Raw genomic sequence first — 23,426 nt, 5'->3', positions numbered from 1 at the left:
CGATTGACCTGCCGATGCACCGGGCGGGCGCTGCCCCCCCTTGCACGACGCCGTCATTGTCCGAGGCAGGTTCGGACACAACAACCTTCCTGAAGACATTCTCAAGTTCCAAGTTCAGCACTCCTTTCCTATTTCGAGATTCATTCAATTTGCATTCAGATTGATTGGCGCCGGCGGCCAAAGCCAAAACAATGCGCGCGTCTGCTCAGACACTCTTTCACATCATTAAGGATGACGATCAAATTGCGCTTCAATCAATCCCATGCCCGTCAATCGAGCATCGCGAGCCTGCCCGGCCGATCGCCCAGGCTGGCGTTTGCCACGATCGCCACGGCCAGCCTGCTTTGCTTCGCGCATTCGGCCAGCGCCGCGCCGGGCACGCCCAGTCTTCGGCAATACGAAATCACCTCGAAGCCGCACGGCTTCGTCGAGATCGATCTGCAACGGGCCGGCGCCGCGCCCTACAAGGATCTCGTCAAGCTCAACAAGAAGGTCGACGTGCCGTTGCCCTTCGATATCTGGAGCAATGGCACCGCGGTCAAGGCGGTGGCGGTGGTGGACGGCACGATCGACAGCGCCTCGGAAATCAAGCTGACACCCGGCGGCGCGCAACGCGGAACCGTGGTGGCCAACGTCAAGACAGCGGGCGTGAAAAAGTTTCAGGTTCGCGTGTTCGATGCGGACGGCGCCTCGGCCGACAGCGCACCGCTCGACGTGACCGTGTTCGATACGATCCCGGAGCTGGCCGATACGCTGCCGGACAACGCCAGCAAGACCAACAAGCCGTTTGCAAAAGACAAGGATTCGGTGGTGGCAGCCTACTTCGCGACCTGGTCGATCTACGACCGCAAGTTCAGTGTGGACAACGTGCCGGTCGAGAATCTGACGCACCTGCTGTACGCCTTCGTTCCGATCTGCGGTGGCGAAAACATCAACGGCTCGCTTGCGCACGACGGGCCGAATGCATTCCGCGCGCTGCAACAGACCTGCCGGGGATTGCCCGATTACAGCGTGGCGATTCATGACACATGGGGCGAAATCGGCGTGACGCTGCCGGGGCAGACGGCCAACTCGCCGCTCAAGGGCGTGCTCGGCCAGATGATGGCCGCGAAGAAGCGCAATCCGGATCTGAAGATCCTGCCGTCGATCGGCGGCTGGACGCTGTCCGACCCGTTCTTCCAGATGCACGATCCGGCCAAGCGCAAGGTGTTCATCGATTCGACCGAACAGTTGCTGCGTACCTGGAAATTCTTCGACGGCGTGGATATCGATTGGGAATTCCCCGGCGGCAAGGGCGCCAATCCCGCGCTCGGCAATCCGGCCACGGATGGCGCGCTTTACGTCACGCTGATCAAGGAACTGCGGCAGATGCTCGATCGCCTCTCGGCGGAAACCGGCAAGACCTACGAGCTGACATCGGCGATCGGCTCGGGCCGGGACAAGATCGGCGTGGTGAACTACAAGGAAGCGTCGAAGTACATGAACTATGTCTTCGACATGAGTTATGACTTCTACGGCGCATTCAGCCTGACGAATCTCGGCCATCAAACCGCGCTGTATGCGCCGGCATGGCGGCCCGACACGGACTACACGGCGGACAATTCCGTTGCAGCGCTGCTCGCGCAAGGGGTGGATTCGAAAAAACTCGTCCTCGGCGCGGCAATGTACGGCCGTGGCTGGACGGGCGTGTCGGGCTACAGCGACGGCAACCCGTTCTCGGGTACCGCCACCGGGCCGGTTCCGGGCAGTTGGGAGCCGGGTGTCGTCGATTACAAGGCGATTGCCTCGAAGATGGTGGGACCGAACAACGCCGGCATCAACGGCTACGAATACCATTACGACCAGACGGCGGAAGCCCCTTATGTCTTCAACAAGAGCACGGGCGAACTGGTGACGTTCGATGATGCGCGCTCGGTGCTCGCGAAGGGCGACTATGTGCGCAAGCATCAGTTGGGCGGCCTGTTCGCATGGGAAATCGATGCGGACAACGGCGACATCCTGAACGCGATGCACGAAGGCCTCGGTCACGATCAGGGCGGCACGCACAACCACGCGCCGATCGCAAACGCGGGAACGGACATGACGGTAACCGGCCCCGCTACCGTGACGCTCGATGCCTCGAAATCGCACGACCCGGACAAGGACGCCCTGTCGTACCGATGGGAGCAGACCGGCGGCGCACCGCTAACCATCAGTCATCCTGACGGTGTGAAGGCCACGGTGGCGATCCCGGCCGTGCAGCAGGACACGCGCTTCGTGTTCCGCGTCACGGTGACCGACACGGCGGGCCTGAAGAGCAGCGCGCAGATGGCCGTCACGGCGAAGGCCGACGCGTCGGTCAAGCCGCCCCCGGCCGAGAACCGCCCGCCGGTCGCGCGGCTCACGGGGCCGGCAGAGGCGAACGGCGGCCAGTCCGTCACGCTGTCGGCCGCGCAATCCACCGATCCGGACGGCGATCCGCTCACGTTCCAGTGGACGGTTCCGGCGGGCATCACCGCGCAGCCGTCCGGCGCAACGCTGAACTTCACCGCGCCGAAGCTGGCGAAGGACCAGTCGTTCACGTTCGCGGTGAAGGCCAGCGACGGCAAGCTGTCGTCTTCTGCCCAGCACACGATTCGCGTCAAGGCGGCAGATGCGGGTCACGGTGGGGCAGGCAATGGCGGCGAGTCCGGCGGGGGAAGCGGCGGTGCAGGCGGAAGCGGCAGCGCAGGCAGCGCAGGCGGTGCAGGCGGTGCAGGCGGTGACTATCCGGCCTATCAGTCCGGCTCGCAATACAAGGCGGGCGATGTGGTGTCGAACCTCGGCAAGCTGTTCCAGTGCAAGCCGTTCCCGTACAGCGGCTGGTGCTCGATGGCGCCGGCGGCCTATGAGCCGGGCAAGGGCTTCGCATGGAGCGACGCATGGACGTCGTTCGGCGGCGGCGCAGGCGGCAATGGCGGGAGCGGTGGCGCGGGCAACCCCGGCCACGAAGGCAGCACCGGCGGCTCGGGCGGCACCGGCAACCCCGGCCACGAAGGCAGCACCGGCGGCTCGGGCGGCACCGGCAACCCCGGCCACGAAGGCAGCACCGGCGGCTCGGGCGGCACCGGCAACCCCGGCCACGAAGGCGGCACCGGCGGCTCGGGCGGCGCGGGCAACCCTGGCAACGAAGCCGGCACGCATCCGCAATACAAGGAAGGCACCCGATACGCTGCCGGCGACATCGTATCGAACCGCGGCGCACTGTACCGATGCAAGCCGTTCCCGTACACCAACTGGTGTTCGATGGCGGCCTGGGCCTACGAACCCGGCAAGGGCTCCGCATGGGCCCAAGCCTGGGACAAGTACGCGGACTGACCTCCGCCCGTGACGCAGGGCCCGTGGCGCATGCAACCGCGCCACGGCGGCTCGCGCGTCGCTCGGCCGGCATCGATCGATGCCGGTCCGCCCCCGCCTGGCGCGGGGGCTTTTTCGTTGCATCCGCAACGACTCAACCGGGCTCGCGGCCCTCCGCCCCGGCAACCGGCAAGCACACGGTAAAGCGGCTGCCGCGCCCCGGCACCGAGGCCACGTCGATCGATCCGCCATGACGCTCCACCACGGCCTTGACAAACGGCAGCCCGAGCCCGACGCCCCGACTCGCGTCGCGCTCCGCCCCGCCCACCTGAAAGAACGGCTCGAACAGGCGCGGCATCGCCGCTTCGGGAATGCCGCAACCCGCGTCCACCACCACGATCGACACCCTGCCATCGCCTGCGTCGATCCAGACGTCGATGGTGGTCCCCGCCTCCGAATATTTGATCGCGTTATCGAGCAGATTGATCAGCGCCCGCAGCAGCATGTTGCGATTGCCGAACACGAAAACTTCGCCGTCTGCCTCATCCGGCCATTCCAGGCGAATCTGCTTCGCGTTCGCCGCATGCCAGACCTGATCGACGGCCTCCATCACCCAGTCGCCGACCGACACCGGCACATAGGCCCCCTTGTCGAGATGTTCGGCACGCGAGAGCTGCGTGAAATCCTCGGCCACGCGCAGGCTGTAATCGACCAGCTTGTGCAGATCCGCCAGGAACTCCGGGGTCGGCGCGGCGTCGGCGACACCGCGCTGTTCGAGCAGCGACAGCACCGTCGACAGCGGATTGCGCAGATCGTGCGCCATATGGCGCAGCGTGAGGCGGTCACTTTCAACCGCCGCCTTGATGGTGTGAATATCGACGAGGCAGATCATGCTGCCCGTCGAACGCCGAGGATCGCCGCCGCCGAACGGCGTCACCATCATCATGTGGATGCGCGCATTCATCGTCAGTTCAACCGAATGAATCCGGCCGGTGTCCCGCGCCGCCAGGATCGTGTCACGCGCGATGTCCAGCACCCGCCGGGCGGCCGTGTCGCGGTCCGCATCGAGGGTGCCGAGCATCGCGTGCCCGCACGCATTGCACATCCGCAGTGCGCCGTCCTGCTCGACGAAGACCGGATACGGCAGCGTATGAATCACATCGACGTAGGTCGACTGCCACGCTCGGATGCGCGACATCGCCTTCGCAACGTCGCTGTCGTGGCGGTAGGCGCCCGGCGCCGGATCGTCGGCGGCCGCCGTTTGCGCCAGACCCGTCACCGCGTGCCGGTGCGCCAGCCCGCGCAAGCCGCGGTATTCACGCATCAACGCGGCTCGCAGCCAGTCCGCCCGCCGCCAGCCGCATATCGAGAAGATCGTCACGCACACGGCCAGCGGCGGCCCGACCGGCGCCCAGCACGCGCCATACACCAGCGCCACCACCGCCCCGGCGACGAACAGGGCCAGCCACGCCAGCACGAATCCATACATGCGCCATCCCGGCACGAACAGGCAGATCAGCAACACGCCGGTTGCAACGGCCAGACCGGCCAAGCCCCGCAGCGCCGGCGGCATGCGTCGTATCAGGTGCCCGTCGAGCAGCGCTTCGGTTGCGAGCGCATCGACTTCCGCGCGCCGCAGTTTCTCCGCGCTGCCCGGCGAGAGATAGAACACGCCGGCCAGATCGGACATCCCGTCGCCGATGAACACGATCCGGTTGCGCCACGCCGCGTCCGGCACGCGGCCTTTCAGGACATCCACGAACGAATAGCGGTCGAGATCGAAACGCGGCGGCAGGAACAGCAGCACCGACTCCGCACCGTCACGCTCCGCCTGCGCGATCCGGTCGCCGGTTCGCGCAGGCGCGGCCAGGCCGGGATGCCGCGCCTGCGCCACGCGGATCGCCTGCAGGCTGACATGGGCGAACGCTTCACCGGCGCGGTACGGGATGAACGGCACGATGCCCTGCACCAGTTGGTTGCTGCTCACCGTGACACGACGCTGGCCAATCGCCGCGGCCGCTTCGCGCAGCGGTTTCGACGGCAGCATCACCGTATCGGCACGGCCGTCGAGCAGCGTCACGTGCGCCGGCAGCACCACATCGCCGCGCCGCGCGATCACGGCCGCGAGTCCGGCATCGTCACGGGTCGGCGAAATCATCATCATGTCGAGCACGACGCTCGATGCTCCGGCCACACGCTCGAGCACGCCGGCGAAATCGGCGCGCACGTAACGCCGGATATCGCCCAGTTCGGCGAACGTCTTCTTGTCGATCATGATCACGGCGACCTTGTCGCGCGGCCCGTGATCGGAACCCGAGAACGCGAGGTGCCAGTAACGCCGGTCGAGCGGCGCCATCAGCTCCTCGACGGCCGGGGCGCAACCGAGCACCGCGAGCAGGGCGGTGCCGGCCAGTTGCAGCCAGATGGACGAGCGGGCCGCACCCCGGCGCAGTGAGCCAAACTTCGAGCGGAAGATCCCGGACATGGTGTTGTCGTTCCGATGCCGGCATGCCGCGAAAACAGGTGCGCTTCCGGCATGCACGACGGCTTTCGCGTCGCGCGAGCATTTGATGGAGGTGCGACAGTCTATCCCTTTCCATCTCCCATCATTACTAACAATTACCTTTCACATGACGACAAAGCCGCGCCGGACTGGCCTCGCCCAGGCGCTCGCGCGCACACCCCGGCACCGCATCCGCAGCCCCCGACATCCCGCACGAAAACATTGAACACAACAGCGTTTCGTTGCGTCACGTTGCGCATCGTTTAGTAAATCCAAGAAAAATATTACAGATGTGTTTATTCGATTGACGACGCCGGATCGCGACTCCTAGTCTTGTTACCGCTGCAAAGATTCGGAAAGAAAATGAAGCAAAAGATTCACGACGAGCCGGCGGTTCGTTCGCACGAGTCGCCGAACACGCAAGAAGCAGAGAAGAACGGAGAGAGACGATCATGAATCGATTCACGACGCTCGCCGCCACCTTGGCCGTGGCGTGCGCGTTGAGCGGGTGTGGGGGTGACGACGGCGGCTCAGGGGCCACGTCGGTGCTGGCGGCGCGGCCTTCGGCCAACGCCGCCGATACGGTCAATCTCGACGACGGCCGCGCGCTGTCGTTGACGCAGTATGTCGATCCGCTGATCGGCACGCTCGCGAGCAATTCGCCGAACCCGGTTCCGGCCGGCCAGGCCGGCAGCGTGGTGCCGGCCGCCGGCCTGCCGTCGGGCATGGTGCAATGGGCGCCGGACACCAACACCACGCCCGCGCCGAACAACAGCAAGGAGCCGGGCTCGCCGGCCGGCTATTACTACGACATCAACTCGATCCAGGGCTTCAGCGTCACGCACATGCCCGGCGCGGGCTGCGGCGGCAACGACGGCGAATTCCCCGTCATGCCGACCACCGACGCCACCCAACTGGTGCCGACCTTCAGTCATGCGAATGAAATCGCCAAGCCCGGCTACTACTCGGTGCTGCTCGATTCGCAGATCAAGGTCGAACTGACGGCCACGCTGCGCACCGGCTTCGGTCAGTTCTCCTACCCGTCCGGCAAGCCGGCGCTGCTGGTGCTCGACGCCACCCGCACCAACACGCGCACCGCCACGGCCGGCGCGATCACGCAGGTATCCGACAGCGTGATTTCGGGCAGCACCACCGGCGGCGGCTTCTGCGGCAACTCGGTGGCGGTGCCGGTGTACTTCTACGCGATGTTCGATCGGCCGTTCGTGTCGGGCACGTCCGTCTCGCAGGGCGTGGCGCATCTCGCGTTCGCCTCGGGCAAGACGGTCAAGATGAAGATCGGCATCTCGTACGTCAGCGTGGCGAACGCCAAGGCGAACCTCGACGCGGAAAACCGCGGCTGGGATTTCGACGGCGTGCGCACCCAGGCCGACGCCACCTGGAACGACGCGCTGAACGCGATCCGCGTGGCGGGCGGCACGGCCGACGCGAAGACCAAGTTCTACACCGCGCTGTATCACGCGCTGTGGGCGCCGAGCATCTTCAGCGACGCCAACGGCCAATACATCGGCTTCGACAGCCAGGTGCACCAGGTCGCGAAGGGGCAGGGCGCGCAATACTCGTCGTTCTCGGGCTGGGACATCTACCGCTCGCTGATCCAGTTGAAGGCGATCCTGAACCCGTCCGACACCAGCGACATGATCCAGTCGCTCGTGAACGACGCGGATCAGTGCGGCGCGATTCCGCACTGGGTCAACGACAACGTCGAGGACGGCGTGATGCCGGGCGACGCCGGCTCGCTGATCGTGTCGAACGCCTACGCATTCGGCGCGCGCCGCTTCGACACGCAATCGGCGCTGCAGCACATGGTGAAGATGGCCAACATCCCCGGCACGGCCTGCAACGGCGCCACCACCAACGGCGGCCGCGCGAGCTATCTGCAAACGGGCTACATCACCAGCGGCGAATGGGGGCAGGCGTCGTCCACGCTCGAATACACCAGCAGCGATTTCGCGATCTCGCGCTTCGCCGCCGCGATGGGCGACACCGCCACGCAGCGCATGCTGCTGGGCCGCTCGGCGTACTGGCAGAACCTGCTGAACACCTCGCTCACGCCGCCGCTGATCGCCGCGCGCCAGTCGAACGGCGCGTGGATCGCCGAAACGCCGAGCAGCGGCGACAACTACGTGGAAGGCAATGCCGAGCAATACACGTGGATGGTGCCGTACAACCCGGCCGGCCTGTTCGCGCAGCTCGGCGGCAACACCGCCGTGACCTCGCGGCTCGACACCTTCTTCACGGTGCTCAACGCCGGCCTCAGCCTGCCGAACTTCTACATGGGCAACGAGCCGACGTTCGAGGTGCCCTGGCTCTACAACTGGGCCGGCTCGCCCTCGGGCACGCAGCGCACGGTGCAGCAGATCATGAGCACCGCCTTCGGCACCGGCCCCGACGGCCTGCCCGGCAACGACGACCTCGGCGCCGTGTCCGGCTGGTACGTGTGGGGCGCGCTCGGCCTGTATCCGGAGATCCCGGGCGTGGCGGGCCTGGCGATCGGCAGCCCGCAGTTCCCGCAGATCGACGTGCGGCTCGGCAACGGCCGCAGCCTGCGGATTCGCGCGTCGGGCGCGCCGGCGTCGAGCTACGTGCAGTCGCTGTCGATCGACGGCCGTGCCCAGCACAGCCCGTGGATCGCCTACGACGAGCTGGCGAACGGCGCGACCCTGCGCTTCGCGATGGGCGATGCGCCGACCCAGTGGGGCACCAACGTGCCGCCGCCGTCGTTCGGCGTGCCGGTGGCGCTCGACGCGGCCGACAGCTTCAACAATCGCGGCTTCAGCGCCGACGGCGCCAGCAACACCGACGGCCAGGGCGCGGATTTCGACGGCAGCCTGTTCAGCTACTCGCTGAGTGCGCTGGCGGCGGCCGGGGTGCAGCCGGGCAAGCCGTTCCCGGTGGCGGGCGCGAACGTGACGATCGGCGGCGGCCCGCTCACGCTCGACAACGCCGTCACCGTCGGCCAGACCGTGATGCTGACGCCGGTGCCGGGCGGCAAGGGCGTGGTGGTGCTCGGTTCGGCCAATAACGGGCCGAGCACGGGCGTGGCGCAGTTGAACTTCGCCGACGGCACCAGCCAGGCGGTCACGCTGGCGTTCGACGACTGGACGCTGAACGGCGGCGGCGCCAGCCCGGCCTCGGCGATCGCCGTGACGATGGCCTACCGCAACGGCGGCGACGGCCAGAAGGACGGCGTGAAGACCTACATCTTCGCGCAGACGATTCCCGTGCCCGCCGGCAAGATCGTGTCGAGCCTCACGCTGCCGCGCCAGGTCAGCGCCGGCAAGATGCACGTGTTCGGGGTGGGTATCGCCTCCTGACCATTCGACCGGGGTTGCAGCCTGACCCGGTCGCGTTTCGACTCACGCGCCGCGCAGTGCCGTTCCGGCTGTGCGGCGCGTTGCTTTTGGGGCGGCCGGCGTGCCTGTGCGTCCCGATCGTCATAAATGGCTTGCGCCCGGTAATCGGCTGTCATTAAATGCGTCGAATAATCAATGTCGATGGCAGGTATTCGTGAAATTGTGGTCAGAGCCTAGTAATATGGCGCCCTATCGACACTTGCCGCCCACCTATCGCCCCGCCGACCCACAATGAGCAATAACCTCAACGTTCTCGAAGAACAACTGCGCGAACTCGACCGCCAGATCGCGGACGCGAAGGCGGACGGCAAACGCGCCCTGCTCGCGACGCTGCAGGACCAGGTACAGGAATTCGGCATTACCGAAGACGAACTGCTGCGCGCAGCCGGCTTCCGCCAGACGCTCAAGCCGCGCAAGGCCACCCCCGCGAAATACTACGATCCGTCCTCGGGCCAATCCTGGTCCGGCCGCGGCCCGCGCCCGAAGTGGCTGCAGGGCAAGGAACCGGACGATTACCTGATCGATCGCGCCCCGAAGCCGTGGTGGCCGGGCGAGGAATAAGGTTTCGCGGTCCGGCGCACGCCTTGTGCGCCGGGAGTTTGCGGTTGAACCTGGCGGCGCGATTTCGCACTTTTTTCGGCTTTCTTTCGCGCTCTCCGGCTGTTTCGCTTCTCCGGCTTCCGACGCGTCCCCCGCCTGTTCTCGCTTCTTCGGCTTCTTCGGCTTCCCCCGCCTGTTCCGCCCGCCCCCCGCTCTTCCCAACTCCGCTTCCCCGAAATTTTTTCGCCTCACGCGACGGATTCCCGCGCCTGCGCCGTGTAACGCTTATCTTCCACGCCGGCAGGACTCCGTATGAACGTTCCGTCCCGCGCCCAGGCGGCGGCGATCGCGCTGAACCGCTTCGGCCTCGGCGCCCGCGCCGACGACACCGCGCCGCCCGACCCGAAAGCCTGGCTGCTCGATCAGTTCGCGCGCTATGAGCCGCGCCCGGCGGCATGGGCCGACCAGCCCGGCGCGGTGGCGCTGGCCACGCGGTTCGGCGACGAACGACGCAACTTGCGCGCCGAAGCCGGTCAAACGCAGGCCTCGCAGCCGATGCCCGCGCCCCTGCCGGCACCGGCGTCCACGCCCGCGGCCGCCGCATCGGCACCGGCCAATCCCGCGCAGGCCGCGCGGCAGGCCGTCAACCAGGCGATCCGCAAGGAGAGCGTCGGCGTCTATCGCGACGCCGTCGATGCGCGCGTCGCGAGCGCATTGGTCACGCCCGCGCCGTTCGTCGAGCGGCTCGTGCACTTCTGGGCCAACCATTTCGCGGTGTCGGTGGACAAGGGCCAGGTGGCCGGGCTGGCCGGCGCGTTCGAGCTGGAGGCGATCCGCCCGCACGTGCTGGGCCGCTTCGAGGACATGCTGGTGGCCGCCGAGCAGCACCCGGCCATGCAGTTGTTCCTCGACCAGACGCGCTCGGTCGGCCCCGACAGCCGCGCCGCCCTGCGCGCCGAGGCGCGCGACCCGGCCCGCAAGCGCGGCCTCAATGAAAACCTCGCGCGCGAGATCATGGAGCTGCACACGCTCGGCGCACGCAGCGGCTACACCCAGGCCGACGTGACCGAATTCGCCCGCGCGCTGACCGGCTGGAGCGTGGCCGGCGTTCGCGGCCCGCAGCCGAACGACGCGCCGCCCGGCGCATTCGTGTTCCGCCCCGCGCTGCACGAGCCGGGCGTGCGCACCGTTCTAGGGCGCCGCTACGATCAGGATGGCGAAGCTCAGGCGCGCGCCGTGCTGCAGGATCTCGCCCGCGCGCCGGCCACCGGCCGCCATCTCGCGTTCCAGTTGGCGCGCCACTTCGTGGCCGACGATCCGCCGCCGGCGCTGACCGAGCGCATCGCGCGCGCCTTCGAGCAGAGCGGCGGCGATCTGCCGACCGTCTATCGCACGCTGGTCGAATCGCCCGAGGCGTGGTCGAGCACGCATGCCAAGTTCAAGACGCCGTGGGACTGGACCGTCTCGTCGCTGCGCGGGCTCGGCTGGACCTCGCTCGGCAACCTGAAGGCCGCACCGTTGCTGACGCAACTGGGCCAGCCCGTCTGGCGGCCCGGCTCGCCGGCCGGCTACGACGACATCGCCGCCAGCTGGGCCGCGCCCGACGCGCTGGTGCGGCGCGTCGAGGTCGCGCAGCGGCTCGCGGCGCGCACCGGCGACCGCGTCGATCCGCGCGCGCTCGGCACCACCCTGTTCGCCGGCACGCTCGGCGATGCCACCTCCACCGCGGTATCGCGCGCCGAAAGCACCACCACCGCGCTCGCGCTGCTGCTCGTCTCGCCCGATTTCCAGCGGAGATAACCATGCCCGGTTCACGTCGCCGATTCCTCGGCACCCTCGCCGCCAGCGCCGGCGCCCTGCTGGTCGCGCCGCACATCGCGTTCGCCAGCGTGGCCACCGAGCGCCGCTTCGTGTTCGTGATCCAGCGTGGCGCGGCCGACGGCCTCACGATCCTGTCGCCGTACGCCGATCCCGATTACGCGCGGCTGCGCGGCGAACTGGCGGTCGATCCGTCCAGATCGACGCATCTGAACGGCACCTTCGCGCTGCATCCGTCGCTCGCGCAAACCGCGCGCATGTATCAGGACGGGCAAGCGCTGTTCGTGCACGCGATCGCCTCGCCCTATCGCGACCGCTCGCATTTCGACGGCCAGAACGTGCTGGAGACGGGCGGCCTCGCGCCGTATCAGGTCAAGGACGGCTGGCTCAACCGCCTCGTGGCGATGCTGCCGGCCACGCGCGAGAACGCCATCGCGCTCGCGCCCACCGTGCCGGCGGCGCTGCGCGGCGCGGCGCGCGTGACCTCGTACGCGCCGTCGGGCCTGCCCGGCGCGCCCGACGATCTGCTCACGCGCGTCTCGGCGCTCTACGAACGCGACGCGCAACTCGGGCCGCTGTGGGCCTCGGCGATGGAAGCGCGCGGCCTGGCTCACGACGCCGGCGCGCGGCAGGACCCGGCCAGCGTCGGCAAGCTGGCCGCGAGCTTCCTCGCGCGCGACGACGGCCCGCGCATCGCGATGATCGAAACCGGCGGATGGGATACGCACAGCGCGCAGAACGCGCGACTGTCGAACGTGCTGAAGGGCCTGGACGCGATGCTGGCCGCGCTGCGCGACGGCCTCGGGCCGGTGTGGAACGACACCACCGTGGTGGTCGCCACCGAGTTCGGCCGCACCGCCGCCGCCAACGGCACGGGCGGCACCGATCACGGCCAGGGCTCGGTCGCGATGCTGCTCGGCGGCGCCGTGCAGGGCGGGCGCGTGATCGCCGATTGGCCCGGCCTGCGCAGCGCCGATCTGTACGAAGGGCGCGACCTCAAGCCCACCGCCTCGCTCGACGCGCTGATCGCGGGCGCGGCGGCCGAAACGCTGCGGCTCGATCCGCAACGCACCGGCGCGACGCTGTTCGACCGCGCCGCGTCGCGACAACCGATGACGGGCCTCGTGCGCGCCTGACGCACAACCCGCAACCGCGCCGGCCGGAACGCCGGCATTTTCACCACGACATCGATAACAGTCCTTGGGAGGACAACACATGAACAACCGATCGACATCGCGCGCCGCCCTGGCCGCCTGCGCCTGCGCGGCGCTGCTTTCCGCCTGCGTGGTCGCCCCGGCGCGGCCACCGCGCCCCGCTCCGGTGGTCGAGGTGGTGCCGGTGGCACCCGCGCCGGGCTATCACTGGGTGAAGGGGCATTACCGTTGGGAAGGCAACCATTGGGCGTGGATTCCGGGGCACTGGGTGGCCGCTTACTGACGTCGCGACGCGGCACCGGGCGGCAGCGCGCCGCCCGCTGCCGGCCGGTTCGGTCAGCGCGCCACGCGCGCGTCGCGATCGGCCGGCCCGGCGGCCGCCTGCGCCGGCTGGCCGGCCGCCAGCGCACGAGCGCGTGCGGCCAGCGCGTCCATCTGCGCATAGCCGTTGTCCATGCCGCTGTAGGTACGCACGATCCCGGCGGTCGGCAGCCCCAGCATGCAATCCTCCACGATACGGTTGCCGATCCGGTAGGTCTGGTGATGCGAGCTGCCGGTGCCGTGCACCATCAATTGCTCGACCGGCAGGCCGGCCGCCTTCGCGGCCTCCACGTAGTGGACCTGCGAGCCGGCATCCACATCGGTGTCCGAACCATCCGTGGTCACGAACATCCGGAAGCCCGGCATCGGATGCACGCGCGACAACTGGTCGATCGGATCCCAGACCCCCGATAGCGGCGTGCCTGTCCAGTCGCTCGACCGTCCGGCCGCGCGGGCCCGGTACACCACCGCGGTCACGCCCGACGACGACACCGCGCAGCGCACGTCCCGCCGCTCGGCAATCAGCGAAGCCACCAGCCCGCCGCCACCCGACTGCCCCACCAGCCCGAACTCGGCGATGCCATAGCGCGCCTTGATACGATCCAGCGCGGCGTTCACCACCTCGGTTTCGTAGCGCGTGCGCCGGCGGTTCTGATTGCCGCTGCTGCCGTCCACGCCGGGGCGGGCGAGCGACAGGTACGGCGTGCCGCCGCGCTGCTGCTCCTGTTGCGCGGCTTCCAGCACGCGGCGCGGCGTCCACTTGCCGTAGTTCGCCGACGCGCCGCGCAGCGACAGCACATCGCCATCCATGAACACGATCGCGCGCGCCACCCGGCCGCTCGCGAACGCGCTCGACGGGAAATAGCGGATGCATTCGCCGAACTCGGGCCCTTCCACCCAGACGGCGTCGGTCGTGGCCGCGCACTGCTCCGGCGTGGATTGCGATCCCGTGCTGGCCTCGCCCGGCGAAAAATGATCGTCGAGGCCGTAATTCCGGACCGTCGACGCGCAGCCCGCGAGCAGTGCGATCGACAGCACGGCGGCCCCTCTCCCCAGCAGCTTCCCCGTTCTCATGGCTCTCCTTTTTGTTAGTGAGCGGCCGCTGGTGGCAGCGCCGCGCCGCCATGGTAACGGATGCCGATCGCGTTAACGATCCTCCGGCGCAACCGCCCGAATCGCCGCGCTGAAGCGCGCATGCGCGGCCGGATCGACCGGCCGGTGCTTGACCGTGCCGCTCGCCGGATCGTTGCCGAGGAAGTTGCCGCCCTTCCAGTCCCTCGCCGGCCGCACCGGCCGCTTCTCGAAGCCACCGCCACAATTCGGACAGACGTCGTGCAGCACCTGATCGACGCACGACACGCAGAACGTGCATTCGTAGCTGCAGATGCGGGCGTCGCGCGAATCGGGCGCGAGTGCGACGTTGCAGTGCTCGCAACTGGGGCGGATTTCAAGCATGGCGGGCTGCCTCGATCGAATGGAGTGAACGGTTTGCCGGCTGCGGAACAGCCACGGCGATGCGCCATCCTAACGAATCGGCCAGCACCGAAACAGCCCGAAACCTGACCGGCATGGAAAAAAGATGCCACCATGCCGGCATCGTTTCCCTGGCTCGTCATCCATCATGCAAAAGGCATCGCCCCCGAATCACGCCGGCTTGTCGCGCATCTTCCTGGTGCTGCCGCCGCGCGTCCATATCCTCGATCTGGCCGGCCCGTTGCAGGTGTTCGGCACGCTGCCGGAGCTGGGCATCGCGCCGGTGGAAGTGCGTTGCGTCGGGCCGCAGAGCGAGTTGAAGAGTTACCAGGGGCTCGCGCTGACAGCGATCGATCCGCTGCCCGCGCGCCTGCGGCGCGGCGATCTGGTGGTGGTGATCGGCGCGAAGTTCGCGTTCGAGGCGGCGCCCACGCCGGCCCAGCGGCAGATCGTCGACTGGCTGCGCGCCGAGGTGCAGCCCCGGCTCGGCGAGGTCGCGCTGGCCAGCGTCTGCACCGGCGCGTTCCTGCTGGGCGCGGCGGGCCTGCTCGACCATCGGCCGTGCACCACCCATCATCACCATCTCGACCGCCTCCAGCAGCGCCATCCGCTCGCACGCGTGCTGCCGAACCGGATGCTGGTCGATGCGGGCCACGTCTGCACCTCGGCGGGCGTGTCGGCCGGCATCGATCTGGCGCTGCATCTGATCGCGCGGCACTTCGGGGCCGCCGTGGCCGTGCGCGTGGCGCGCGAGAACGTGGTGCCGTTCCGCCGCATGAGCCGCGATCCGGCGCTCGACCCGCCGCTGCGCCATCGCGATCACGGCAACGCGCTGGTGCACGCCGTGCAGGATTTCCTGAGCGATCGCCCGGATTGCACGCTGCCCTACGACGAACTGGCTGCCCGCTTCGCGGTCAGCTACCGCCATCTCGCGCGAATTTTTCTTCAGGAGTGCGGCATGACGCTCAAGCAATATCAGCAGCAACTGCGGATCGCGCTCGCGCGCAGCTTGCTGAAGGGCGGCGATGCGCCGGTCGAGCGCATCGCCGAGCTGTGCGGCTTCGGCAGCGTGCAGGCGTTTCGCAGCGCATGGCGGCAGGAGGAAGCGCTGCCGCCCTCGCAATGGCGAGCCAACGCCGTTCGCAAGCCACACGCATTGCCGCTGCAGTGACACGGGCCGGCCGGTAGAATCGTCCGGCCCGGCGCAGGGCGGCAGGCTCGAACAGCCGCCGCCGCGCCTTACATGCGGCTTTCCCGGAGATGCCCATGCCTCGCCTTCGTCACACCCTCTGCGCCGTCGCACTCACGCTGCCGCTGTGCGGCCTGGCCCGCGCCGACGTCATCGAATCCTGGAGCACGATCGCCACGCCCGCGCCCCCCGTGCTCAAGCCGGTGAGCGTGACCGACCCCGCCCACACCGCGCTGCTGCTGCTCGATTTCGACGTCAGCACCTGCAACGCCCAGGAGCGCCCCGATTGCGTCGCCTCGCTGCCGGCCGTCGCCAGGCTGTTGACCGAGGCGCGCGCGGCGAAGCTGATGACGGTCTACAGCCTGACCAGCACCGGCTCGCTCGCGGGCGTGCCGCCGGTGATCGCAGCCAAGGGCGACGAAACGGTCGTGCGCTCCGGCGTCGACAAGTTCCTCAACACCGATCTCGAAGCGGCGCTGAAGGCCCGCGGGATTCGCACCGTGATCATCACCGGCACGGTGGCGCACGGCGCGGTGCTGTACACGGCGAGCGAGGCGGCGTTGCGCGGCTTCCAGGTGATCGTGCCCACCGACGGCATGTCGAGCAAGGAATCGTTCGGAGAACTGTCCGCCGCGTGGGTGCTCGCCAACGCGCCGGCCGGCGTCAGCAAGAACACCACGCTGACGCGGGCGGCCATGATCGGGTTTCCGAATCATTGAGTGCACTGACCTCTACGGCCACCCTCAGCCGTTGAGCATCCGGCCGCCGTCCACCACGATCTCCGTGCCGAGCGTCCACGCCGATTCGTCGGCGGCCAGATACACCACCGCCTGCGCCACTTCCTCGGGCGTGCCGAAGCGCCCGGCCGGAATCGAGCCGACGATCTGCTGATCGACCTGCGCGCGATACGCCTCGGGAATCCCGAGCTTGTCGTACAGCGGCGTATCCACCGGCCCCGGGCTGACCGCATTGACGCGCACGCCGCGCTCCAGCAGTTCGCTCGACAGCGTCTTCGACAAGTTAAGCAGCGCGGCCTTGGTGGCGGCGTACACCGACGAATTCGGCGCGCCCACGTGCGCATTGATCGACGTGTTGAGCACCACCGAGGCCGGCTTCGCGAACACCGGCAGCAGCGCCTGCATCAGAAAATACGGCCCGCGCACGTTGATGGCGAACGATGCGTCGAACTGCGCCGGCGTCCACGCATCGAGCGGCTGCCACACCGATACCCCGGCATTGAGAAACGCCACGTCGAGCTGGCCGTAATGCGCCTTCAGCGTTTCGGCGAGCCGGCGCTGCGCGGCCACATCGGCCGAATCGGCGCACAGCGCGAGCACCTCGTCGCCGAGTTGCGCGCGGGCCTCGGCAAGGCGGTCGGGATGGGTGCCGGTGATGACGACGCGCGCGCCTTCGGCGAGAAACCGCTTCGCGGTGGCCAGGCCGATGCCGGTGGTGCCACCGGTGATGAGTGTGCGTTTGCCTTGCAGACGGGACATGGTGCGACTCCTGATCGTGAGCGCCCGGCAGCGGATGCGCCGGGCCGAAACCGAAGCATGGACTCATGCTTGAATCACGATAAGACAGACTCTTTGCATATAATCCATGCTTCGATTGCATGAATGGAGAGGCACCACCCATGGACCGTTTCCTGTTGATGACCTGCTTCGCACGCGCCGTGGAAACGGGCAGCTTCTCGGCGGCCGCACGCGACCTGGGCCTCGGCCAGCCGAACGTGAGCCGCTACGTGGCGGCGCTGGAGGATCACCTGCAAACCCGCCTGCTGTCGCGCACCACGCGCCGGCTGGCGCTGACGCCCGAGGGCGAGCGCTATTACGCCGAGGCGCGCCGCATTCTCGATGCGGTAGCCGAATCGGAATCGTCGCTGCGCGACGAGACCGCGCCGGCCGGCTTGCTGCGGGTGGCCTGCCCCACCGCGCTGGCGCACGCGTTCGTGATGCCGCAGGTCGGCGCGTTCCTCGCGCGCTATCCGGCGCTGTCGCTCGACCTGCAGATCGGCGATCGTTACGTGAACCTCGTCGACGAAGGCGCCGAGCTGGCGATCCGCATCGGCCATCTCGAAGACAGCGCGTTGCGGGCGCGCCGCATCGGCCTGTTCGAGCGAATCTGCGTGGCCAGCCCCGCCTACCTGCGCAAGCACGGCACGCCGCGCGACCCGGCCGGCTTGAGCGAGCACGATTGCATCGTCTACACGCTGCTGGCCTCGGGCAGCACCTGGCACTTTCGGGATGCCGAAATAACGGTGAGCGGCCGGCTGCGGGTCAACTCGCCGCAAGCCGCGCAGGAGGCGGTGCTGGCCGGCATCGGCATCGCGCACGGGCCGGCCTGGCTGTTCGAGGAAGGCCTGGCGCGCGGCAAGCTCAAGCGCGTGCTGCGCGGCCACGAAGCGCCGCCGGTGCCGATCCAGATCCTCTACGCGGCCAACCGTTTGCTGCCCAAACGCGCGATCGTGTTCATGGATTTCATCGCCGAAACGTTCGCCCGAATCCCGGCGCTGAACGTCGCGGGCACCTGAGCCTGCACGCCGCCCCTCCCTTCGCCGCAGCCCTCGGGTTAACACCGCCTGCCGCGCGCGCCGCTTTTCTGCCATAAAGCTGCCGGCCAGCCCGTGAATTCCGGAGCGAACCTCGTCCGGACGCGCTGGCAACGAGACGACAGAAAGGAAAGAATCATGCGGCGGATGCCTTCGCTGATAGCGTTGCGTTTTTTCGAGGAGACCGCACATCACCTGAGCTTCAACCGCGCCGCGGCCTCCCTGTGCGTGACCCAGGGCGCCGTGAGCCGGCAGATTCGCCTGCTCGAGGAAAGCATCGGCGCGCAGTTGTTCGAGCGCGATCACAAGGGCGTCAAACTGAGCGCCGCCGGCCTGCTGCTGTTGCCGTTCATCGAGCAGGCGTTCGACACCATCGAGCGCGGCATCCTCGAAATCACCGCCGTGCAGCCGGGCCGCAAACGGCGGCTGACCGTCTCGCTGCCGCCGACGTTCGCCACCCAGTGGTTCTCGCCACGCCTCGGTACGTTGTCCGAAGCGCTGCCCGAAGTCGATCTGTCGATCCGCACCGAACCCACCGACGATTGCCACTGCCATATCCGCTTCGGCCGCGCCGCGCGCGCCGACCTGCAATCGGAACGCCTGATGCTGGAGCGCCACGCGCTGGTGGGCGCGCCGCGCTATGCGGGCATGCCGCTCGATGCGTTGTTCGGCAAGGTGCCCTCGCTGCACGTGCTGCACGAAGGCAAGCGCCTGACGCTGTGGGCCGACTGGTGCGCCAAGGCCGGCGTGCCGCTCGCGCGCATCGGCGACGGCATCGAGTTCTCGACGCTCGAACAGGCGATCCACGCCGCGCGCAAGGGCGCGGGGCTGGCGGTGGTCGATCTCGGCATGATCGAGGAGGAACTGGCCGAAGGCAGCCTCGTGCCGCTCTCGCCGGTGGAGGCGATCGGGCCGTTCGGCTATTGGCTCGACATCGCGCCGGCGCGGCTCGGCGACGAGCTGGTGGTGGCGTTCATCGCGTGGCTGCGCACGCAGGCGGCGCTGCATCATTGAACCTGCGTTGCGAATGCACGCACGAAACCCGCGCGGTGGATTCACATCCGCCGCGCGGGTTCGTCGGCTTGAACGCTACGGAGACCTGAACGGTTCCGTCACGTCCGCTCAGTGGCTGCCCGACGCCTCGTCGAGCGTCAGGTGCTTGGTTTCGGGCGCCCACGCGATCGACACGATCATGCCCACCAGCAGCACGCCGGCCAGCGCGAACATCGTCACGTGAAAGCCGAGCGTCGCGATCCCCACCGGCAGCAGGAACGTGCCGATCGCCGAGCCGAGCCGGCTGCACGCGATCGCCAGGCCCACGCCGCAGGCGCGCACCTCGGTCGGGAAGCACTCGGGCGGAAATACGCCCACCAGGTTGCTGAACGCCGACATGGTCAGCGTGAACACGCCGAACGCCACGATCATCCACAAGGCCGCCGAATGCGGCAGCACGGCCAGCGCCACCAGCGATGCGCAGCACACGGCGAACGAGCCGATCAGGAAGCCGCGCCGCGACATCTTGATCGTCAGCCAGATGCCGATCACCGCGCCGAGCACCAGGAAGCCGTTCAGCAGCAGATCCGCGCCGAAGCCCTCGGACAGGCCGATCGCCTTCAGGATGGTCGGCAGGAACGTGTAGATCGCGAAATACGGAATCACCAGGCAGACGAAGAACGCGCAGTTGAACAGCGTGCGGCGGATCATGTCCGGGCGGAACAGCCGCGCGTAGCCCTGGCTGGCGTGCGGCGCGTCGCTGCCGTCGAGCACGACGTGCGCGCCGAAGTGCTTGGCGACGATCGCGCGCGCCTCGCCGGCGCGGCCCTTGCCGAGCAGCCAGCGCGGCGATTCGGGCGTGCCGAGCCGGGCGATCAGCACCACGAACGCCGGCAGCGCCGCCGAGGCCAGCAGCCAGCGCCACGCGTCGGGCGAGGCGTTGCCGTAGTACAGGCCGAGCACGTTGGCCACCACGTAGCCCACCGTCCAGATCACGCTGAACGAGCCGAGCAGCGCGCCGCGATGCTTGCGCGGCGAGAATTCGGCGAGGATCGCGTGGCCCACGGTGAAATCGCCGCCCATGCCGATGCCGATCACGATGCGCAGCAGCGCCAGCTCGGCCGGCGAGGTCACGAAGAATTGCGCGGCCGACGCCAGCACGATGATCACGAAGCTGGTCAGGAAGATCTTCTGGCGGCCCATGCGGTCGGACAGCCAGCCGAAAATCAAACTGCCCAGGAAGATGCCGATCAGCGCCGAGCTGCCGATCACGCCCATCCAGAACGCATCGAGCGGCATCTGCTTGCCGAGCGCGGCGAGCGCGTAGCCGATGGTGCCGAGCGTGTAGCCTTCGGTGAAATGCGCACCGAACGTGAGCCCGGCGATCTTGATGTGGAAGCCGTTGAGCGGCACGTCGTCGAGCCGCACTTCCCGCTGCGGCGTGGCGGCGGCGCGCGCCAGCGGCGCCGCGCCGGGCACTGCGCCCGTTTGCACATTGAGTTGATTCAAGCTGCCTCCGACATTGTTGTGGTTGTGTGCTGCCTGCCCCGCCCGCTCGATGCGGAACGGGCGGCCGCGCCCGAAGGCACGGCCGCCCGCCGGCGGTTCATCGGCCGAGTCCGGCCATCATCAGATATTTCAATTCGACGTATTCATCCATGCCATATTTCGAGCCCTCGCGGCCGAGGCCCGATTGCTTGACGCCGCCGAACGGCGCCACCTCGGTCGAGATGATCCCGTCGTTGATGCCGACCATGCCGCTTTCGAGCGCGGCCGACACGCGCCAGGCGCGGCCCAGGTCGCGCGTGTAGAAATACGCGGACAGCCCGAACGGCGTGTCGTTGGCCGCGGCGATCGCTTCGTCCTCCGTAGCGAACCGGAAGCAGGCCGCCACCGGGCCGAAAGTTTCCTCCTCGGCGATCAGCGCGTCGGCGGCCACGTCGGCCAGCACCGTGGGCTCGTAGAACGTGCCGCCGAGCGCGTGGCGGCGGCCGCCCGTCAACGCCCGCGCGCCGTGGCCGGTGGCGTCGGCCACGTGGCGCTCGACCTTGTCGAGCGCGGCGGCGTTGATCAGCGGGCCTTGATCGACCTCGCCCGCCAGCGCGTTGCCCACCCGCAGCTTGCGCACCGCGTCGGCCAGCTTGGCGGTGAACGCGTCGTACACGCCGTCCTGCACCAGGAAGCGGTTCACGCACACGCAGGTCTGCCCGGTGTTGCGGAACTTCGACGCCATCGCGCCTTCCACGGCGGCATCGAGATCGGCGTCGTCGAACACGATGAACGGCGCATTGCCGCCCAGCTCCAGCGACAGCTTCTTGAGCGTATCGGCCGATTGTTGCGCGAGCAACTTGCCGACCCGCGTCGAGCCGGTAAACGACAGCTTGCGCACCACCGGCGAGGCCGTCAGCACGCCGCCGATCGCCACCGCGTCGCCCGACACCACGTTGAACACCCCGGCCGGGATGCCGGCGCGCTCGGCCAGCACCGCCAGCGCGAACGCCGACAGCGGCGTTTCCTCCGACGGCTTCAGCACCATCGTGCAGCCGGCCGCCAGCGCGGGGCCGGCCTTGCGGGTGATCATCGCGAGCGGGAAATTCCACGGCGTGATGGCGGCCACCACGCCCACCGGCTCCTTGGTCACGATGATCTGCGAGTTCGGCTTCGGGCTCGGGATCACGTCGCCGTACATGCGCTTCGCTTCCTCGGCGAACCATTCGAAGAAGCTGGCGGCGTAGCCCACCTCGCCCTTCGCCTCGGCCAGCGGCTTGCCCTGCTCGCGCGTGAGCAGCTCGGCCAGCGCATCGCGGTGTTGGAGCATCAGCTCGCCCCAGCGCTTGACGCGCGCGCCACGCTCCTTGGCGGTCAGCGCGCGCCAGGCCGGCCACGCGCGTTCGGCGGCGGCGATCGCCTGCCGTGTTTCGGCCTCGCCGCCGCGCGCCACCTGCACGATGGTCTCGCCGGTGGCGGGGTTCAGCACCGCGTAGGTGGCCTCGCCCGGCGCCGCTTCATGCCATTCGCCGCCAATGTAGTGGCCGCGCTTCAGAAATTCGCTCATTGTTCCGATTCCTTATGAATGGGCGCTGCGCCTCAGGCGGCTTCCGGCACCGACGAGAAATCGCCGGCGAATTCGCCTTGCGCCGGGCGCGATTCGCGCGCGATGCGGCGCCCCGCCGTGTAGTCGTTGATCAGGTCGCACGGCGTGTAGTTGCGCTCCAGCTCGTACAGTTCATCGGCATCGAGCCTGGTATCGAGCGCGGCCAGCGCGCTGTCGAACTGCGCCACCGAATCGGCGCCCACCAGCATGCTCGACACGCCGGGGCGGCCCAGCACCCAGGCCTGCGCGACCTGCGCCGGCGCGACGCCGCGGCGGCGCGCCACGGCGGCCACCGATTGCGCCACGGCCAGCGAGGCCGGGTCGCCGTACATCTGCGCCGTGAAGAAATCGGTCTGGTTGCGCGTGGATTGCGCATCACAGGTCAGCAGGCCGCGCGCGAGCGGGCTGAACACCGACACGCCCACGCCCTGGTCCTGGCAGAACGGCACCATCTCGCGCTCTTCCTCGCGATAGGCCAGGTTCAGTTGCAACTGCATGTTGATCGGCTTGGCCCAGCCGTTGCGCTCGCACACCTGCATGATCTTCGCGAACTGCCACGTGTACATGGTCGACACGCCGATATAGCGCGCCTTGCCCGCGCGCACGATGTCGTTCATCGCGCTCATGGTTTCCTCGACGGGCGTGTTCACGTCGAAGAAATGCAGCATGTAGATATCGAGGTAATCCATGTCGAGGCGCTTGAGCGAGCCGTCGATGCCGTCGAAGATGTGCTTGCGGGAATGGCCACCCGCGTTCGGGTAAGCGCCCATGTCGTAGCCCACCTTGGTGGTCACCACGATTTCCTCGCGGCGCGCCGTGCGCTTCAGGATGCGGCCCACCACTTCCTCGCCCACGCCGGTCGAATAGAAATCGGCCAGGTCGATGAAGTTCACGCCGGCATCCAGCGCGCGGCGCACGATCGGCTCGCTTTGGGCTTCGTCGAAAATCCACGGCTTCCATTGCGGTGTGCCCATGTTCATCGTGCCGAGGCACAGGCGGGAGACCTTCAGGCCGGACTGGCCGAGGCGGACGTATTCCATGTTTCCTCCAGGGGCGGCTCGGGTCGGCCGCGTGCTGTCTGTTTTCTTGATAAGGGATGCT

17 protein-coding genes are annotated in these 23,426 nt (G+C 68.2%); 10 read left to right on the top strand and 7 right to left on the bottom strand.

What is annotated here, in order from left to right; all coding sequences use genetic code 11:
- Positions 1–231: 231 nt before the first annotated feature.
- Positions 232–3,336, top strand: coding sequence for a glycosyl hydrolase family 18 protein (locus AB4851_RS06905; RefSeq protein WP_414448994.1), 3,105 nt, complete (start codon positions 232–234; stop codon positions 3,334–3,336).
- 133 nt (positions 3,337–3,469) lie between these two features.
- Here AB4851_RS06905 and AB4851_RS06900 read toward each other — a convergent pair whose 3' ends face one another.
- Entirely contained in the window at positions 3,470–5,800 is a 2,331-nt protein-coding gene (locus tag AB4851_RS06900; RefSeq protein ID WP_414448993.1) for an ATP-binding protein, read from the bottom strand.
- Positions 5,801–6,270: 470 nt separating this feature from the next.
- Here AB4851_RS06900 and AB4851_RS06895 point away from each other — a divergent pair, with 470 nt between their 5' ends.
- The 5 genes from AB4851_RS06895 (at position 6,271) to AB4851_RS06875 (ending at position 12,987) form a co-directional block, all read left to right on the top strand.
- Positions 6,271–9,153: a GH92 family glycosyl hydrolase gene (locus AB4851_RS06895; protein ID WP_414448992.1), complete on the top strand. Its 2,883-nt coding sequence runs from the start codon at positions 6,271–6,273 to the stop codon at positions 9,151–9,153.
- A 270-nt stretch (positions 9,154–9,423) separates the two neighbouring features.
- Positions 9,424–9,753, top strand: coding sequence for an H-NS family nucleoid-associated regulatory protein (locus AB4851_RS06890; RefSeq protein WP_414440273.1), 330 nt, complete (start codon positions 9,424–9,426; stop codon positions 9,751–9,753).
- A 291-nt stretch (positions 9,754–10,044) separates the two neighbouring features.
- Positions 10,045–11,532: a DUF1800 domain-containing protein gene (locus AB4851_RS06885; protein ID WP_414448991.1), complete on the top strand. Its 1,488-nt coding sequence runs from the start codon at positions 10,045–10,047 to the stop codon at positions 11,530–11,532.
- Positions 11,533–11,534: 2 nt separating this feature from the next.
- Positions 11,535–12,686 carry a DUF1501 domain-containing protein gene (locus AB4851_RS06880; RefSeq protein ID WP_414448990.1) on the top strand — a complete coding sequence of 384 codons (1,152 nt, stop codon included), beginning with the start codon at positions 11,535–11,537 and terminating at the stop codon, positions 12,684–12,686.
- A 79-nt stretch (positions 12,687–12,765) separates the two neighbouring features.
- Positions 12,766–12,987, top strand: coding sequence for a hypothetical protein (locus AB4851_RS06875; protein ID WP_414440276.1), 222 nt, complete (start codon positions 12,766–12,768; stop codon positions 12,985–12,987).
- Between the two features lie 53 nt (positions 12,988–13,040).
- On the opposite strand, the gene AB4851_RS06870 is transcribed toward AB4851_RS06875, so the two are convergent.
- Together AB4851_RS06870 and AB4851_RS06865 are read right to left on the bottom strand one after the other, a co-directional pair.
- Entirely contained in the window at positions 13,041–14,099 is a 1,059-nt protein-coding gene (locus AB4851_RS06870) for an alpha/beta fold hydrolase (protein ID WP_414448989.1), read from the bottom strand.
- 72 nt (positions 14,100–14,171) lie between these two features.
- The gene (locus AB4851_RS06865; protein WP_414448988.1) at positions 14,172–14,480 is read right to left on the bottom strand and encodes a DUF1272 domain-containing protein; all 309 of its coding nucleotides are present in this window, start codon (positions 14,478–14,480) and stop codon (positions 14,172–14,174) included.
- Between the two features lie 166 nt (positions 14,481–14,646).
- On the opposite strand from AB4851_RS06865, the gene AB4851_RS06860 reads away from it, so the two are divergent.
- Together AB4851_RS06860 and AB4851_RS06855 are read left to right on the top strand one after the other, a co-directional pair.
- Entirely contained in the window at positions 14,647–15,669 is a 1,023-nt protein-coding gene (locus AB4851_RS06860) for a GlxA family transcriptional regulator (protein WP_414448987.1), read from the top strand.
- A 95-nt stretch (positions 15,670–15,764) separates the two neighbouring features.
- Positions 15,765–16,406 (top strand): isochorismatase family protein, encoded by a 642-nt coding sequence (locus AB4851_RS06855; RefSeq protein ID WP_414448986.1) that lies wholly within the window; start codon positions 15,765–15,767, stop codon positions 16,404–16,406.
- 24 nt (positions 16,407–16,430) lie between these two features.
- Here the strand turns inward: AB4851_RS06855 and AB4851_RS06850 are convergent, their stop codons facing one another.
- Entirely contained in the window at positions 16,431–17,183 is a 753-nt protein-coding gene (locus tag AB4851_RS06850) for an SDR family oxidoreductase (RefSeq protein WP_414448985.1), read from the bottom strand.
- A 140-nt stretch (positions 17,184–17,323) separates the two neighbouring features.
- Here AB4851_RS06850 and AB4851_RS06845 point away from each other — a divergent pair, with 140 nt between their 5' ends.
- Positions 17,324–18,220 (top strand): LysR family transcriptional regulator, encoded by an 897-nt coding sequence (locus AB4851_RS06845; RefSeq protein WP_414448984.1) that lies wholly within the window; start codon positions 17,324–17,326, stop codon positions 18,218–18,220.
- 156 nt (positions 18,221–18,376) lie between these two features.
- The gene (locus AB4851_RS06840; RefSeq protein WP_414448983.1) at positions 18,377–19,252 is read left to right on the top strand and encodes a LysR substrate-binding domain-containing protein; all 876 of its coding nucleotides are present in this window, start codon (positions 18,377–18,379) and stop codon (positions 19,250–19,252) included.
- A 108-nt stretch (positions 19,253–19,360) separates the two neighbouring features.
- Here the strand turns inward: AB4851_RS06840 and AB4851_RS06835 are convergent, their stop codons facing one another.
- The 3 genes from AB4851_RS06835 to AB4851_RS06825 form a co-directional block, all read right to left on the bottom strand.
- On the bottom strand, positions 19,361–20,710 hold the full coding sequence (locus AB4851_RS06835; protein WP_414442023.1) for an MFS transporter: 1,350 nt from the start codon (positions 20,708–20,710) through the stop codon (positions 19,361–19,363).
- A 127-nt stretch (positions 20,711–20,837) separates the two neighbouring features.
- Positions 20,838–22,286, bottom strand: a complete 1,449-nt coding sequence (locus AB4851_RS06830; protein ID WP_414448982.1) for an NAD-dependent succinate-semialdehyde dehydrogenase — start codon at positions 22,284–22,286, stop codon at positions 20,838–20,840.
- A 32-nt stretch (positions 22,287–22,318) separates the two neighbouring features.
- On the bottom strand, positions 22,319–23,365 hold the full coding sequence (locus tag AB4851_RS06825) for an aldo/keto reductase (protein ID WP_414448981.1): 1,047 nt from the start codon (positions 23,363–23,365) through the stop codon (positions 22,319–22,321).
- Positions 23,366–23,426 lie beyond the last annotated feature (61 nt).

Source organism: Burkholderia sp. 22PA0099, assembly GCF_047497165.1.
Lineage (GTDB): Bacteria > Pseudomonadota > Gammaproteobacteria > Burkholderiales > Burkholderiaceae > Burkholderia.
This window is presented reverse-complemented; position numbering and strand designations above follow the sequence as displayed.